The organism is Paranoxybacillus vitaminiphilus (assembly GCF_003259935.1).
Classification (GTDB): Bacteria; Bacillota; Bacilli; order Bacillales; family Anoxybacillaceae; genus Paranoxybacillus; species Paranoxybacillus vitaminiphilus.
This window is the reverse complement of record NZ_QLMH01000013.1, coordinates 1-15902: the sequence shown is the minus strand read 5'-3', so window position 1 is coordinate 15902 and position 15902 is coordinate 1. Positions and strand designations below refer to the sequence as shown.

The following is a 15902-nucleotide window of genomic DNA, read 5'->3' as shown; positions in this document are numbered from 1 at the left end:
TACGAATATATAGGTGAAAGGTTAGTACAGAAGAAAAGTGAGAGTAGAAACGATGGATCAAGTAAGGAAATGGATAACAAAAGTGAAAAAGTCGGATCATGATGCTGCAAATCAACTTGTAAGCTTCTACTACAAAGACGTGTATGCCTATATCTACAGGCAAACGCTAAACAAGGAGCTGGCGATGGACTTAACGCAGGAAGCATTTATCAGTATGCTGCAGTCCATTCATTCGTATGATGAGCGCAAGGCTTCATTTCGAACATGGCTATATAGAATCGCTACTAACCAAATCGTCAATTATTATCGTTCAAAGTATTACAAGTATAGTCAAGTAGTTACTGAAATGGATGACGAGTTAGGACAAGAGCAAGATTTTACGATGAAATTAGAGTACAAGGAGGACATTGAAAGAGTTTTGGCGCTTCTAAATACATTTGAGACATCGGCTCAGCAGATTTTTCGGCTGAAACTCTTTGGTGAATACACTTTTGCCGAGATTGCGGCAGTAATCGGGTTAACCGAATCGACCGTTAAAACGAAGTTCTACAGTACATTAAGAAAAGTGAAAAAAGAATTGGTAGGTGATGCCCCATGAATAAAGAAAAATTTAAAGTTGACTTTCCTAGTGATGAAGATATTGCTAGGCAAATCAGTTTTATCGTAAAGGAGGGATTACCAAAGCAAGAGACATTTTTCAAACAAGTGTATACCATGTATCGACAATTGGGGTTCCAGTATTTATTCCCAAATTCCATAGAGATTGCTTTTATCTCTATCTTAATAGCAATATTCCTTCTCATCACGGGGCTGCACGTGCGGGATTATTTTGAGGCGGAGCCGGGAAGTGTATACACCTTTATTTTTGTGACCTCGCCCCTGCTGTATTTAACCATTTGCTCGCTTTCATTGTATCACATATGGGACAACAGGACATATGAGCTGGAGATGACCTGTAAATATGATTTTTTCCAGCTGACCGCTGTTAGAATGCTTGCCTTCAGCATTTTTTGTTTCGCGGTAAATACAGCATTTATTATAGCGATGGTCAATACCTATCATCATATTTCATTTGTTAAGGCGTTCCTCATCTCAACGACAGGTTTGTTTCTATTCTCTACATTGACACTGTTTGTGTTAATGAACAATCAAGCGAAGATCGTCAAGATAGTGTTGTTGGTCGGCTGGACAGCGGGGAACTTTTTAGCATTTATTTGGAGCAAGAACTTTTTCTTGCTAGTTCTCAACAACATTTCAATCTCTGTATACGTTGTAATTACTGCAAGTCTATTAGTGCTCTATATCAAACATTTACAAAAAATGATGCAGTTTAGAAAAACAGAAGGGGTGGCTTAACTTGTTAGTCGTCAATCATGTGAGTAAAAGCTATGGCAAATTTGAGGCACTTAAGGATATTAATTTAGAGTTTTCAAACGGAGTATACGGGCTCCTTGCACCGAATGGAGCGGGAAAAACGACGCTCATTAAGATGTTAACAACGCTCATTTTTCCAAGCTCAGGAGAAATTTTGTATAACGGAACAAATATCACAAGATTAGGTGAGAAGTATCGTGAGCAATTAGGGTACTTACCGCAAGAATTTGGATACTACAAAAACTATAGCCCGAAGCAATTTTTGGCGTATATCGGTGCATTGAAGGGCATGGACAAAAAAGTGGTCAATAAGAAAATCGATGAGCTCTTAAAACTTGTTGCGCTTGAAGATGTCGCCACGAAAAAGATGAAAAAATTCTCCGGGGGAATGATTCAACGGGTGGGGATTGCACAAGCGATGCTAAATGACCCCAAGATACTAATTCTAGATGAACCAACAGCGGGACTTGACCCGAAAGAACGTGTGCGATTCCGTAATTTGTTGTCAGAGCTTGCGAGAGACCGCATCGTCATCCTGTCCACTCATATTGTTTCAGACGTGGAATCTATTGCGAATGAAATTATTATGATTAAGGACAAGCAGGTACTATATAAGGGCAGTATAGACGAGATTTGTAAAGTCATTGCGGGCATGGTATATGAGACAAGCATTCCTTATGAACAGGCGGCCATGTTTAAGAAGGAAGTCTTTTCATTATCCGAAAAACAAGAGGATGGTTTGTTGAAAATAAGGTTTATTTCAAAGAAGACTCCGGAACCAACCTGGACTGCCGTGAAGCCAAATCTTGAGGATGTATTTCTGTACGTATATCGCGACGATATACAGGAGTCGAGTGCAATATGAATGTTTGGAGGTTTGAACTGAAAAAAGCGTTTCAGTCACCGGTTGTCAGTATATTGATTATGTTATTTTTATTTTTCAACTTTTGGTTGATATATAACCATGCTGGAATTCGTGAAGAGCTGAAGGTGACCAACCAGTTAGTGGAGAGGTTTGGCTATAAGATTGATGCCGAGATGTCTGCAAAGTTACAAGCCTATTACCAGTCAAAGCTGCAGAAAATGAACGAACTTACAAGAAAAAAATTCGGCAAAACATATGAGCGTGCAGGTGATTTTTTCTCGGAATATGAGTATAGAAGCGAGGTGTTGAGTGAAGAAGAACTGCATGTCATCACTGAGACAGCCATTGTCGAAGGATACTATGAACTAATACAGGAAGTTGATCAAAAGTATAGTCATTTGGATTTATCGAAAAAGGCGAAGGCAGACATTAATAAGTATGGCTTGAGCGGAAAAACAGCTGAAGTAACACGGGAGTACTATAAGAAATTGAACAACCGTCTAGACGAATTAATCGAGGCGGGGGAACATAAGAACTTATTTTTCATAGGATATGTGTATCGTATGCATTCGTTCCTATTCAAAGATTTAATGCGGCAAATGATCTTTGAAGTGATGATACTAGTCGTACTCATTACCGGACATGTCACGACCTATGAATTTCAAAACCAAACCCATTTAACATCTTATGCTTCCAAAAGGGGCAGAAAGCTCATGCTGGATAAGCTTGTCGCTAATTTGCTCGCCACTTTGTGTATTAGCTCCGTCATTCTCGGAGCCACGCTGTTGGTCTATTTCCTTGTCTTCGATTACAGCGGACTCTGGGGGATACCGATCAGCAGCTTCTTCAATAACGAGTTTCCTTTTCCGTATATTTCATGGTGGAAACTTCCATTTGGAATATATCTAAGCTGTGTGTTGGTCGTTTTCATCATTTGTCAGCTTTTTTTCACTGTCATTACTTATTCCATCGCCGTATGGATCAAAAACAACTATCTGGTCTATGCAGCATTTGCCCTCTTATTTGGTCTTTGTCTCTTAGTACCTGGCATCGTTCCTAATACATCTTCGGCGATATTTTGGACAAGATATACACCTTTTGAGCTTATTTTAAATCCACATCTTTGGTTCATTGGCTGGAATGTATTCTTTCCAAAAAACTATATATGGATGACAAGTGTCATATGGACATGTCTGCTAGCGATTGTAACCGTAGTTACCTTCTTAAAATTTAATAAAGAGCAAATTGACTAGGGGGATTTTTGTGAGAATTATATTATATGAATTAAAGAAAATTTTTCAATTAAAGATGGTGTGTTTACTTTTTATCATTAGCTTCATCTTCTATCAGCTATTCATTAATTTTTACTTCGAACACTTTCCAAACGGGAGACCGGCTCTCGATCTTTACCGTATAAGTATGGAAATGATTGAACAGTACGGATATCAGATGAATCAGGAAGAATTTGAACACTTTAAAAAAGTCTATGAAAAAGAAAAGGCTGCTGCTGATGCGTACTTGCAAGCACGACAGGAGTACGTAGAAGCAGGACTTGACACCTACGAGAAGTTTCGTACAGCGGATACAGAAAAACAGGAAATAGGAGAGCTTGTGGATCAGATTATATTTGTAGATCAAGTTGATTTATTTTGGGAGCTGCAAGCACGGGAAACCTTGATTGAGTATTACGAAAACAGAGATTCTCTATTTTCTATAGTAGACCATCCACTGACTGCAGAGCAGAAAGAAAGGATAAAGGATACCATTGCATCCGGCAATATTATGTCAGCCGAGGTATTCGAAAATTACAATAACCTCATTCGTTATGTTGCCATTCTCATCATAATAAGTATTATGTTTATGATTTCGCCGATTTTCCTGCAGGATCGCCGTAATCATGTCGTATTTCTGCAATACTCAAACAAAACAGGCCGTAAAATTTTTAACCTGAAACTTCAGACAGCTTTTATTGCGGCTGGCTTCATTACAACGATGCAGCTCGGATTGTTTTTTCTACTTTATAGAGGCAATAAAGTGGGGATGTTTTTGGATTCTAACATTAACTCAGTCTTTACCCACGAGGTATTTTGGTTTGAATTAACATTTTTTCAATATATCCTTTTGACCATCGTTTCAATTTATTTACTTACATTTACGTTGACCATTATTGTCGCAGTTCTATCCAACCGGGCTCCTAACTATATATCAATAGTCGGATTTCAAGTGCCGCTGGCCATTTTGTTATTTGCGGTCGTCATCGATTATTTGGTAGTGCGTATCACAAAGATCGGATTGCCAATATACTTTTTGCCATCTGCATATGTTTTGTTAATCTTAATTGGCAGCTTCGTTTATTTCTGGTCTGTTAAAAAGGAGAAAAAAGTCGATCTTTTACACTAGAAGTTGCATCACATAAAAGTAGAGGCTCGCGGAACAACGAAGACTTGATATACAGCTTTGACACTTTCGACACATTCTTAAACTCATTTGTGGGAAAATTTGAAATGTGTCTTAGACCTAAATCATACAAATTAAAATGTGTTTAGCATACCAAGCCGCATATAAGCTGGTATGCTTTTTATTATTGTTAATTAACACTCGAGTATTAAAACACATCAAATCGCACCACAAAATACAGATTGACAATAATCATTGCCATTTTACAACTAAATGCTTAATTCTTTGTGAAGCAGGATTTAGACTCCCCGCTGTATGACGAATTGCGATTTTTATTAAAAACGAATATCTAAGCGTTATAACTTTCTGTATTAGTTCCATAAATTACCTGTATGACGTATAAAATTATTTTTTAAATGGATATTAATAACAAAATATGAAAGGAGATGATAATATTGCCAATGCAACAACAAAACCAACGAGTGAATAATTCGAATGAGATTCTAATTCCTGATGCAGCGGCTGCAATTGAACAAATGAAGTACGAAATCGCCCGTGAATTTGGTGTGGAGCTCGGTCCGGATACTTCTTCTCGAGCCAATGGTTCAGTCGGAGGAGAAATTACAAAACGTTTAGTATTAATGGCTCAACAGAAATTACAATCAACTTTCCAAACACACTGATTTATTCATGTATTTTGCAAAGCGTTCCATTCCTTTATCATTAGCATCCAAGCGAACTTTCTGCTTGGATGCTTTTTACTTTTCAAGTCTTTCAAATAAAAAAATTACTTTCGTATACAAGTGATTTTTCATTTATATGTGTAAGCTCATTTGCGAAACGAAGGCAGGGCGAATTTTTGATATTAGCGGGTATTACGCGAGATGGTAGGAATGTTTACTTAATGATGACAGCTTAAATAATATATTTCAAGAAATAAAGGAACAAAATCAAACAGGAAGGGCAACCCCCTTAACAAAGTCGTTCATTTGTTTCGGTCAATTACTGTATTTTATATACGGTTTTCGACATAGAGGTGGTTTCCACTCATAGGCACAAGCAAGCGTATATCCGGTGCGGCTGTTTTAGCGAACCGCATATACATCTTCTTTCAGGAAAAAGAAGGATAATTGTATATAAATGGTCGAATTGTATATTCAGCAAGAGAAGCAATGCAAATAGAGAGGTGGTCCATCTGAACAGAATAACCTTTTTTCTCAACGGGTTCTTTACTGCGATAAGGAGTAAATTTTATTGTACTCAGGTCCGGGTTCGTTAAATAAGAATGGCACAATAAAGAAAACGTGGTCAGGGTGATTTTTTATTTTTATCTATCTTAGAAAATGAAAGGAGACAGTTAATGGACCCAAAACGTATGGAACAACTAGAACAACGGATTGCTGTTCTAGAAAAAGAAATGAATGTATTAAAGGCGCAAGTTGAAAGTGTGTTGCAAGGGGGACAAGAAGCGCAAAAAGTACCTCGAACGCAAGAGCGAAAAGAAATTATAGCTTCTGAGAAGAAAGGAAAAGCGATTCAGTTTAAAACAAGAGAAGGACAAGAAAAAGCAGTTTCTCCGTCAGTGCAACAGAAAGAGTCTGGTTCGATAGATTGGGAGCATGTCATCGGAAGAGTGTGGCTTCCTAGAATATTTATCTTCGTTCTCTTGCTCGGATTGGTATGGGGATTTACGATTGCTGCTGCAATGGGAATATTAACGGAACCAGTCAGAATTTTGATGGGATTTGCCGGTTCCGGTTTACTTGTGTGGTTAGGAGAAAAGCAAATCAAAAAACAAAGAGAAAGTTTAGGAAAAGTTTTATTATCAGGCGCGATTTCTCTTTTGATTCTTACAACATTTGCGATGCATGTACTATATGACATGGTGCCGGGAGTGGCGGCATTTATTTTAAATGTTGGATGGATTGTCTTGGGGCTACAATTGGCAAAACGCCATAAATCCGAAGTGATTGCGATATTAACCGCTTTTGCGGGGTATCTTGTTCCGTTTTTAATTGAAGGTCATGAAGAGGCTGCTGCGCTGTTTACAGCCTATGAAACATGCTTCTACACGTTATTGTTGTTATTTGCAGTGAAACAAGGGTATAAACGACTATTCTATACAGCAAGTGTATTATGGCATGTAGTGGTTATGTTATATGTAGCGACACTCTTATGGAGCACAGATATCGACAAAATCATGTTGTCTGCTGCTTTTGGAGCGGTGATACAGCACATTTTAATCGGCTATTTTGGATTCAAAGGCAAGTTCCAAAAGATCAAGGTCAAGGTATTGCCTCTTGTCTTTACAAGTTTTGCGATTACAACTTTATGGGCTTTTGAAGGATTCCAATTCGATTTGTCTTATGATGGATTGGAAACATTAACACCTTTCCAAGTGCATGTAAAAACCGCTGTTTTATTGGATCTGTATTTACTTGTTTCTGCAGGTGGTTATGGCTTCTTAGCTTATAAAGGTTTGAAAAAGCAAGAGCACCAGCAAACAGCGGTAGGGTTAGCTATCAGTACGTTGAGTGCGGCGTTGTTGGTGTATCAGCTTGTAGATGATGATGCTTTCAGAGCGATTATCTATTTGATTAAAGGAACTTTAGCTATCTATTTAGGTTACCGTTTCAAAACTACACTTCAAAAGTATATCGGTTGGGTTGTCTATGCAATAGGGGTATTTACCACTATGGCATATCAAGAAATTAGAGAAATTCTAAGTTTAGAAACGCTATGCTGGTTTGTATTAATCAGTTCTTTATATGTGCTATATCGTTTAGTAAATCATCATCACGCAACCCGCAAAGTTTTACGCGATTTTATGTTAGGAGTAAATGTACTTACACACCTTATCTTCCTTTCTTCTATTACTGGTGTCATCATAGAAAATTGGTCTATTAGTATGCAGATGATGACATTATCCTTTGCTTGGGCCTTATATGCGGTGGCAGGGGTAGTTTTTGGGGTAGTGAAAGGTAAGAAAAACATCCGCTTAGTCGGAATGATCCTTCTCTTACTCACACTTTGTAAGATTGTGTTAGTGGATCTTCAATTTGTTACGATTATTGTGAGAACCGTATTATTTATTGGTTTAGGTACAATCGGACTATTGGTATCCCGCTTATTCTATGTGAAAAAGTAACGTCAAACCTTGTGTATCAATTTCGGTACACAAGGTTTTCTATTTTATTTATGTTCAAACGTATACAACAAAGAGCTAAACAAAACATGATATAATTAAATCTAAACTACTTTATACATAGCCATCTTCTTATCGAAATATAATTAATATGTTTATTTATAATTAAATATAAATCATGGTATGGAGGTTATCAATAACATTATATAAAATTATATTTAATTACTTATAACGAAATTTTCTAATGAAGGAGTAAGTAGTATGGAAAAAAGTCATTCTTATACAACCGAGGAAGTGGCCAACATATTAAAGGTTTCAAAATTAACCGTATATGATTTAGTGAAAAAAGGCTTATTACCTGCTTATCGTGTCGGACGGCAAATGAGAATTGATCCTTCCGATCTAGAAGAGTATATAAAAAGGTCAAAAGGAGAGTTACAGTCAAGCTCCTCACAGTCATTATCACAGTCATTAAATAAAGAAACAACGAGTGGAGCACAAGGGTATTCACAAGTGAGACAGTTAATCATAAGTGGCCAAGATATAAGTTTAGATATTTTGGCTAACTACTTAGAAAAATCCTCGAAAAGGTTTCGGCCACTACGTTCTTATGCTGGAAGCTTAGAAAGTCTAATTTCAATGTATCAAGGATATTCAGACATTGTAAGTACGCACTTAATCGAAGGGATTTCAGGTGAATATAATGTTCCGTATATAAGTAAGATACTAGTGAATTTTCAATATATCGTGATTCATTTACTAACAAGGAAGGCAGGCTTTTATGTCAAAAAAGGAAATCCATTGAATATCAAGCATTGGGAAGATTTAAGAAGAAAAGATATTAAAATCGTGAACCGTGAAAAAGGATCTGGTGCACGAGTTTTACTAGATGAAAGTTTGAGAAAGTATCGCATACCTGTATCTGAAATTAACGGTTATGACAATGAGGTAACTAATCATGTAAGTGTCGCAAGTGCTGTCGCTAAAGGGGATGCTGATGTCGGAGTAGGAATTGAAAGGGGAGCTAACCTAGTAAAAGATGTTGATTTCATTCCATTAGTTAACGAAAAGTATGATTTGGTTATTTTAAAGAACGATGAGAATAGAGAATTAATTAGTCAAGTCCGACAAATTTTAAGCTCTGATAACTTTAAAAACGATTTGGAAGCATTAGGTGGCTATGATTTATCGCAAACTGGACAGGTGGTTTATGAAACCTGAAATAGATCTAGCTAGCAGGGTGATGAAGGAATGAAATGAACAAAAATCCAGTGGTTTCTCTTGAAACCGCTGGATTTTGTTTTCCGCATGGTATTTTGCAACGAGATTCCTGAAAAGACCAAATTCAATCGGTTTTTTTGTTGTTCGATTGAAAAGTATTGTGGAGAACAATATTCATCTTCTGGATGTCGATGTATGATGGATATAGAACCTCCTTACAGAAGAAATGCTCTGGAGAAAAAGTGCTATAAGGCGATTTTTCTTTGTACTGGACATAGTATGTTTTCTATCGAATAACGGCAAGATATTTCACAGTTCTATATAAATAATTATATATTATACAATTTAATTATATATTGTATGAAATAGTTATAAATAATTATAATAAGTTTATGATAAAATATATAAGAAAGGAAGGAACAGAAAGCATGAAGCATTTTATTCGCATCATCATGAGTGTGTTTTTGTGTACTTCACTCCTCTTTATTCTGGGCTGTACGAATCAAGCGGAAAAACAGGAATCGAAGAAGACAGAGTCGAAACAGACCGTAACATTAACTATCTCAGCAGCAGCCAGTTTACAAGATGCCCTAACGGAAATTCAGAAAAAGTATGAAAAAGAACATGAAAATATAAAACTAGCATTTAACTTTGGAAGTTCCGGTGCATTACAACAGCAAATCGAACAAGGAGCACCAGTAGACCTATTTTTCTCGGCTGCTGAAAATAAGTTTCGTCCTCTCGTAGACAAAGGGTTGATTAAAGAGGAAGAGAGCAAGAACTTGTTAGGAAATGAACTCGTTCTAATTGTTCCAAAAGACAAAGCAGACACCATAAAAGGATTTCCGTCTTTGGCAAACAGCAACATAAAGCAATTTGCAATAGGGAATCCTGAAACTACTCCAGCAGGTCAGTACGGAAAACAAACCCTGACCAAGCTGAATCTTTGGACAAAAGTAAAAGGGAAAATTGTGTACACAAAGGACGTGCGTCAAGTATTATCGTACGTAGAAACAAATTCCATAGATGCAGGAATTGTATTCAAAACCGATGCACAAATATCCGATAAGGTAAAAATTGTCGACACAGCGTCCGCTAATATGCATGATCCCATTATTTATCCAGTTGGTATCATTAAAAATACGCAGCATAAAACAGAAGCCACAGATTTCTACCAATACCTACAGACAAAAGATTCTCTCCAAATCTTTGAGAAATACGGATTTAAGATTTTGAAATAAGCGATATAACACAAGAATGTTGGCACCCTGTACCGTCACTTGCAGTTAGATTTGTAAAGCAAAAACAACGTATACAAAAGCAGTTCATCTTACGAGAGTTTCGAGCCTCTGAAGTTGTCTTGGAGCATTCCATCACGGTGAAATTACAATCACTGAATAACCACTAAAACATAGCAGGGGTGAAATTCCTATTGCGAATTGCCCTGCATTTTCTTTTTATATGAGCGTTATTTATTCAAAGTACAAAAGATATATTCTATATTCATTGCTTATTGAATACCTTTACAATTTTGTGAACACCTTGATATTTCAAAAATTTCTAATTAAAATTGAATTGTAAATTTTGTATATTATATATATAGTGTATATGTAATACATATACAGTTAAAAGAGGTTTTTTCTATGAAAATAATTATTAAAAACGGTTCCGAACGACCTTTATATCAACAAATAAAAGATCAAATTAAAGGTGCCATTCTCCGTCAAGAATTAAAAGAAGGAGAAAAACTACCTTCCATTCGTTCATTAGCAAATGATTTGCATGTTAGTGTTCTTACAACGAAAAGAGTGTATGAAGAGTTAGAGAAAGAAGGCTTTATTATAACTATTGTAGGAAAGGGGTCATTTGTAGCGTCTGAAAACATGGAAATGTTATCGGAATTTAAAAGGCATCTGGTGGAAAAAAAGCTCTCAGAAGTGTGGCAAATGGCTAGAACTCTTGGAATAAATAAAGAAGAACTTTACTCAATGATGGATATCATTTTTGAAGAGGATGATGAATGATGAAAGCCGTTTTAGAGGTAAATAACTTAAAAAAAGAGTTAGGTAGTTTCAGCTTAGAACAATTAACTTTTTCACTAAAGGAAGGCTGCATAACAGGATTCATCGGTGTAAATGGTTCTGGGAAAACAACAACAATTAAAACCATTCTTGGACTTTATCCCAAAGATAACGGCAGCATTAAATTTTTTGGCAAAGAGATGAAAAAAAATGAATGCGAAATAAAAAATCGCATTGGTGTAGTTTTAGACGAAGGCTATTTTTATGAAGAGATGACATTGAAAGAAATGAAGAGTATTATTGCCCCGGCATATACGAATTGGGATGAATCTGTTTTCTTAAACTACATAAATCGCTTCAATTTAAAATTAGACCAGAAAATTGCCACTTTATCGAAAGGTATGCGTATGAAATTTGCTATTACTTTAGCTCTATCTCACCATGCGGATTTATTAATAATGGATGAACCAACAAGCGGGCTTGATCCATTAATTCGTAATGAGTTAATGGAAATACTTTTAGATTTCATGGAGGAAGAGGGGAAAAGTGTTTTCTTTTCTACTCATATTACGTCTGATTTAGAGAAAGTAGCAGATATGCTTATTCTAATCGACAATGGCAAAATCGTATTCAATGAAAGCAAAGACGAACTATTAGAAAGACACGCTTTGATAAAAGGTGATAATCGTTTAATAAATGAACACTCGACTAAATTATTTTTAAGATTACGTCAAACACCATTTGGATTCGAAGGAATTACCAATAAAGTAGACCAAGTACGTGAGCAAATGAAAGATATTATTATAGAAAGACCCACCATTGAAGATGTAATGTTGGCTTATGTAAAGGAGGGATAAAATTGTTATTTCATCTCGTTAAAAAAGATTTAATTTTGGCAAAAAAGTATCTATTGGTTATGCTTATTTTTGCAATTGTAGCACCTATATTTATCAATTCAAAATTAGGATTAAGTAACGGCAGCTTTATCAGTTTTCTTATTACTGTTTTATTTGTGGAATATATTTTGTTTAATATGATTTCGCTTCAAGAGGATAAATATAGAGGATCAGCTCTCCTTTGTATAACTCCACATACTCGAAATGGTGTTATTAAAGCAAAGTACGTATTTATTCTCGTGATTTTTATTGCGTGCTTTCTTTTATATAATCTTGCTGCAGCAATTGGTGCATCATATGGGTTAACACGGTTAAGTATTTATAGTGTAGGAGTAGCTCTTCTTATTATTTCTATTTTTTTCGGTTTATTAATTCCTGTTCAAACTAAATTTGGGTATGAAAAAACAAAATATATCTTTTTTATTACGGTCTTTTTAACTCCATTTATACTGCCAACTATTATTGAATGGTATAAATCTATTGATATTAATATCAATTTTAACTTACCAATACCTCAATCTATAAAGGTTTGGGTACCTTTTGTCATAGCCGTTTTGATCGCATCGATTTCAATGGTTATATCAATCCGAATCTTTTCAAAGAAAAACTTATAATCATCATATTATAGGGTGAATATGAATGAAAATCATCATATTGTTATTTCTTTTTGTTGCTTTAATGTTCGCATTCAAAAAAATTAGAGATAAACATAAAAGGAATATTAAAGGTTAGCCGCAGAAAAATAGAACAGCGTAAAATGAGAATGGCAGATAGAAAGCTGATTTCTTTAAATATGAAAAAGATGCCTTGTAATAAAAAGTTTGTACAAAGTTTCTTGTCTTTTTTGTTTTAATAGCTGAAAAAGAGCATTGTACAAACATACATGCAACAAAATAAATCGATTAGTTTCGATAAAAAATCTTATTTAATCAATAAACTATGAGAAATAAGCACTGAAAGATAAGAACTATCGAAACGATTATTGATGTAAAATATAAAAATCCTATTCATGGCATAGACGTAAATGTGTCACAAGCAGATATTTATCAAATGCTTTCGTATTCACTAGCATATTGCAAAAACATTATCTTAGTTTATCCGATGTTCCGTATTAATAATGGATATATGAATCCTCTTGGTAAATATGAGGTTGAAACGGAAAAATGGGATAATTAAAATAACAGTTATTCACGTTGATATTTGTAGGGATAATTTAGATGGAATTTTAAATAATTTAAATATGATGAACATGAGCGGCAAGGCACTGTTATGCGAGAAGTTATAGAGGCTGTCCCAAAAGGTCGGTAAAACGACTTTTTGGGACAGCCTCTTATACCTTTTTATATATTCATTAGGATTTTCAGCCTATTGATTAAGTTTATGTATTTCCCGAGCCATAGATTCTAAAATATAAACAACAGGTACTTGCGTAGTAATATTAGATCCTTCAAAAAATTCCTCTGTTACATAATAGGAAATATTTATATCAGAGATTTTGGCAACGGTTGAGAGTTTATTGTTTGTAATACTAACGATTTTACTTCCTTTTTGTTTAAGTTGGTTAAGATGAGTGACGGTAAAATGATTTTCTCCTGAGACAGATAAAGCGATTGTTACGCTATTATTACGGAGTTTGGAATGAATCGGAAAGTGAGGATCTTTAATATACAACGAAAATTTACCTAAGCTTGAGAAATATCTTGCACCATATTCAGCAAGAATACCAGAGCTTCCAATCCCAATAAAAATAACGTTATCTGCTTCGGTAACGAGCCTTGCAGCTTCCTTAATTTTTTCTTCTAAATCACCTTTTAACGTTCGCTCAAAAAATTCTACTATTGATTGTTGGGAACTTTTTATCATCGTCTTTTTATTCTCTTTTAAATGCATTTTAAGCTTTACTTTAAATTCGGAAAAACCCTCACAATTCAGTTTCCTGCAAAAACGTAAAATCGTCGCTGTTGATACATGGGTTTCAGCCGCTAGTTCACGAATTCGCATATAAGCCACTTTATCACTGTTTTGACAAATATAATTGTATAAAGAAGTTTCTAATTCATTAAAAGAAGCGATGATGTCATTTGAAAACATTGCTCCAGTTTCTCCTTCAGTAAAAAAGTATCGTAACCTGCAAAAAATTGATAACTACATTTTAACACAACTTCCCCACAAGAAACATAGTGTTACATTTATGTAACAAATCACTTTTTCCGTTATGAAAAACTAGATATTTTTCATTCATTTACTATCGTGCTAAATGCAGTTATGATTATTTTGTAGTCTTGATAAGGAAGAGAAAAGCAAAAAACAAATAGTAATGATGGAATAAATTTCTGGAGGTAATCAAAATGAAAAAATATCGATTCCCTGAAGGTTTTTTATGGGGAGGGGCAACTGCAGCCAATCAAATAGAAGGCGGATTTAATGAAGGGAATAAGGGACTAAGTATTGCCGATGTTCTGCCAGGCGGAAAAGAGCGGTATAAAATATTAATGAATCCAGGTTTTGATTTTGAAATCCATCGTGATCAATACTACTATCCAAATCATGAAGCGATTGACTTCTATCATCGGTATAAAGAGGATATTGCGTTGTTTGCGGAAATGGGTTTCAAGGCATTCCGTATGTCGATTGCCTGGACACGCATTTTTCCAAATGGCGATGAGTTAGAGCCAAATGAAGAAGGGTTGGCTTTTTACGATCGTGTGTTTGATGAATTGCATAAACATGGGATTGAACCAGTCGTCACCATTTCTCACTATGAAATGCCTCTGCATTTGGTAAAAGAATATGGCGGCTGGAGAAACCGTCAAGTGGTGACATTCTTCGAAAGATATGTAAAAGCTATTTTCAATCGTTATAAAAATAAAGTAAAGTATTGGATGACTTTTAATGAAATCAATACCGGCTTGGTGATGCCAATTCAAGGTCTTGGTTTTTCAATTCAAAAAGAAGAGGATAAATATCAGGCTACTTTCCAGGCATACCATCATCAATTTGTCGCAAGCGCCATTGCGGTCAAAGCGTGCCATGAGATCATTCCTAACTCCAAAATTGGCTGTATGATTCTCTTTGCACCTGTCTATTCTTTTGATTGCAATCCCGAAAATGTAATGTATGCCCTTCAGGAAGAACGCCTGTTCAATTACTTTTGTGCAGATGTACAAGTACGTGGTGAGTATCCAGCTTTCATAAAGCGCTACTTCAAAGAACATAATATCGAATTAGAGATTCAAGATGGCGACTTAGAATTAATAAAGGAAGGCACTGTTGATTATATTGGCTTTAGTTATTACATGTCCCGCACTGAGAAGAAAGTGAAGACAGATGCAGAAGCAGCACAGGGGAATATTATTGGCGGCATAAGAAATCCGTTCTTAAAAGCAAGCGACTGGGGCTGGGAAATTGACCCAGTAGGATTACGCATCAGCTTAAATAAATTATATGATCGCTACCAAAAACCACTATTTGTTGTAGAAAATGGGTTAGGAGCCTATGACAAAGTGGAAGAAGACGGCACGATCAATGATGACTATCGAATTGACTATCTTCGTGAGCATATTAAAGCAATGGGTGAAGCCATTGAAGATGGTGTTGAATTAATGGGCTATACAAGCTGGGGCTGTATTGATATGGTAAGTATGTCGACAGGCGAGTTCTCCAAACGTTATGGTTTCATTTATGTTGATAAACATGACGATGGCAGCGGAACATTAGAACGGAAAAAGAAGAAGTCGTTTTTCTGGTATAAAGACGTAATTGCAACAAATGGGGAAAAACTATAAAAGTCTATTCAAAGAAAGCCTTCAATACTTAAATATTCGATCAGAAATCGAGAAGAGCTTAGAACATGTAGAATTATACGGGGATTTTTATGAACTATCCCTAGAATTCATAAGTTTATTGCAGAATGGGCAAATTACAAATTGGAGAAGGCTATTGGCACTTTTACGATCTAAGATGGTCGGCTTCAATATTTACTC

Annotated in this window: 16 protein-coding genes; 15 read left to right on the top strand and 1 reads right to left on the bottom strand. The window is 35.6% G+C overall.

Going from position 1 to position 15902, the window contains the following annotated elements:
* The first annotated feature begins 52 nt into the window (after window positions 1-52).
* From B0I26_RS13340 to B0I26_RS19030, 14 genes are all read left to right on the top strand, one after another.
* Window positions 53-598 (top strand): RNA polymerase sigma factor, encoded by a 546-nt coding sequence (locus tag B0I26_RS13340; protein WP_111645921.1) that lies wholly within the window; start codon window positions 53-55, stop codon window positions 596-598.
* On the top strand, window positions 595-1356 hold the full coding sequence (locus B0I26_RS13335) for a hypothetical protein (protein WP_111645920.1): 762 nt from the start codon (window positions 595-597) through the stop codon (window positions 1354-1356). The genes B0I26_RS13340 and B0I26_RS13335 overlap by 4 nt, the downstream gene beginning before the upstream one ends.
* 1 nt (window position 1357) lies before the next feature.
* Window positions 1358-2239, top strand: a complete 882-nt coding sequence (locus B0I26_RS13330; protein ID WP_111645919.1) for an ABC transporter ATP-binding protein — start codon at window positions 1358-1360, stop codon at window positions 2237-2239.
* On the top strand, window positions 2236-3492 hold the full coding sequence (locus B0I26_RS13325) for a hypothetical protein (RefSeq protein ID WP_111645918.1): 1257 nt from the start codon (window positions 2236-2238) through the stop codon (window positions 3490-3492). Before B0I26_RS13330 ends, B0I26_RS13325 begins: the two co-directional genes overlap by 4 nt.
* A gap of 10 nt (window positions 3493-3502) precedes the next feature.
* Window positions 3503-4639 carry a hypothetical protein gene (locus B0I26_RS13320; RefSeq protein ID WP_111645917.1) on the top strand — a complete coding sequence of 379 codons (1137 nt, stop codon included), beginning with the start codon at window positions 3503-3505 and terminating at the stop codon, window positions 4637-4639.
* 458 nt (window positions 4640-5097) lie between these two features.
* Window positions 5098-5319 carry an alpha/beta-type small acid-soluble spore protein gene (locus B0I26_RS13315; RefSeq protein ID WP_111645974.1) on the top strand — a complete coding sequence of 74 codons (222 nt, stop codon included), beginning with the start codon at window positions 5098-5100 and terminating at the stop codon, window positions 5317-5319.
* Window positions 5320-5996: 677 nt separating this feature from the next.
* Window positions 5997-7784, top strand: a complete 1788-nt coding sequence (locus B0I26_RS13310; RefSeq protein WP_111645916.1) for a DUF2339 domain-containing protein — start codon at window positions 5997-5999, stop codon at window positions 7782-7784.
* 258 nt (window positions 7785-8042) lie between these two features.
* On the top strand, window positions 8043-9002 hold the full coding sequence (locus B0I26_RS13305; RefSeq protein ID WP_111645915.1) for a helix-turn-helix transcriptional regulator: 960 nt from the start codon (window positions 8043-8045) through the stop codon (window positions 9000-9002).
* 76 nt (window positions 9003-9078) lie between these two features.
* Window positions 9079-9201 carry a TrmO family methyltransferase domain-containing protein gene (locus tag B0I26_RS19035; protein ID WP_220084983.1) on the top strand — a complete coding sequence of 41 codons (123 nt, stop codon included), beginning with the start codon at window positions 9079-9081 and terminating at the stop codon, window positions 9199-9201.
* A gap of 229 nt (window positions 9202-9430) precedes the next feature.
* On the top strand, window positions 9431-10243 hold the full coding sequence (gene modA / locus B0I26_RS13295) for a molybdate ABC transporter substrate-binding protein (protein WP_111645913.1): 813 nt from the start codon (window positions 9431-9433) through the stop codon (window positions 10241-10243).
* A gap of 402 nt (window positions 10244-10645) precedes the next feature.
* Window positions 10646-11026, top strand: a complete 381-nt coding sequence (locus B0I26_RS13290) for a GntR family transcriptional regulator (RefSeq protein ID WP_111645912.1) — start codon at window positions 10646-10648, stop codon at window positions 11024-11026.
* On the top strand, window positions 11026-11880 hold the full coding sequence (locus B0I26_RS13285; protein WP_111645973.1) for an ABC transporter ATP-binding protein: 855 nt from the start codon (window positions 11026-11028) through the stop codon (window positions 11878-11880). Before B0I26_RS13290 ends, B0I26_RS13285 begins: the two co-directional genes overlap by 1 nt.
* A gap of 2 nt (window positions 11881-11882) precedes the next feature.
* Entirely contained in the window at window positions 11883-12533 is a 651-nt protein-coding gene (locus B0I26_RS13280) for an ABC-2 transporter permease (RefSeq protein ID WP_111645911.1), read from the top strand.
* Between the two features lie 346 nt (window positions 12534-12879).
* The gene (locus B0I26_RS19030) at window positions 12880-13095 is read left to right on the top strand and encodes a 5-methylcytosine restriction system specificity protein McrC (RefSeq protein ID WP_111645910.1); all 216 of its coding nucleotides are present in this window, start codon (window positions 12880-12882) and stop codon (window positions 13093-13095) included.
* Window positions 13096-13284: 189 nt separating this feature from the next.
* Here B0I26_RS19030 and B0I26_RS13270 read toward each other — a convergent pair whose 3' ends face one another.
* The gene (locus B0I26_RS13270) at window positions 13285-14010 is read right to left on the bottom strand and encodes a MurR/RpiR family transcriptional regulator (protein ID WP_111645909.1); all 726 of its coding nucleotides are present in this window, start codon (window positions 14008-14010) and stop codon (window positions 13285-13287) included.
* Window positions 14011-14267: 257 nt separating this feature from the next.
* Here B0I26_RS13270 and B0I26_RS13265 point away from each other — a divergent pair, with 257 nt between their 5' ends.
* Complete coding sequence (locus B0I26_RS13265) at window positions 14268-15704, top strand: glycoside hydrolase family 1 protein (protein WP_111645908.1); 1437 nt, start codon at window positions 14268-14270, stop codon at window positions 15702-15704.
* Window positions 15705-15902 lie beyond the last annotated feature (198 nt).

Coding starts and splice junctions, on each gene's coding strand:
- B0I26_RS13310 (WP_111645916.1), top strand. CDS start 5,997: ATGGACCCAAAACGTATGGAACAACTAGAACAACGGATTGCTGTTCTA.
- modA (WP_111645913.1), top strand. CDS start 9,431: ATGAAGCATTTTATTCGCATCATCATGAGTGTGTTTTTGTGTACTTCA.
- B0I26_RS13335 (WP_111645920.1), top strand. CDS start 595: ATGAATAAAGAAAAATTTAAAGTTGACTTTCCTAGTGATGAAGATATT.
- B0I26_RS13340 (WP_111645921.1), top strand. CDS start 53: ATGGATCAAGTAAGGAAATGGATAACAAAAGTGAAAAAGTCGGATCAT.
- B0I26_RS13270 (WP_111645909.1), bottom strand. CDS start 14,010: ATGTTTTCAAATGACATCATCGCTTCTTTTAATGAATTAGAAACTTCT.
- B0I26_RS13285 (WP_111645973.1), top strand. CDS start 11,026: ATGAAAGCCGTTTTAGAGGTAAATAACTTAAAAAAAGAGTTAGGTAGT.
- B0I26_RS13315 (WP_111645974.1), top strand. CDS start 5,098: ATGCAACAACAAAACCAACGAGTGAATAATTCGAATGAGATTCTAATT.
- B0I26_RS13325 (WP_111645918.1), top strand. CDS start 2,236: ATGAATGTTTGGAGGTTTGAACTGAAAAAAGCGTTTCAGTCACCGGTT.
- B0I26_RS13290 (WP_111645912.1), top strand. CDS start 10,646: ATGAAAATAATTATTAAAAACGGTTCCGAACGACCTTTATATCAACAA.
- B0I26_RS13265 (WP_111645908.1), top strand. CDS start 14,268: ATGAAAAAATATCGATTCCCTGAAGGTTTTTTATGGGGAGGGGCAACT.
- B0I26_RS13305 (WP_111645915.1), top strand. CDS start 8,043: ATGGAAAAAAGTCATTCTTATACAACCGAGGAAGTGGCCAACATATTA.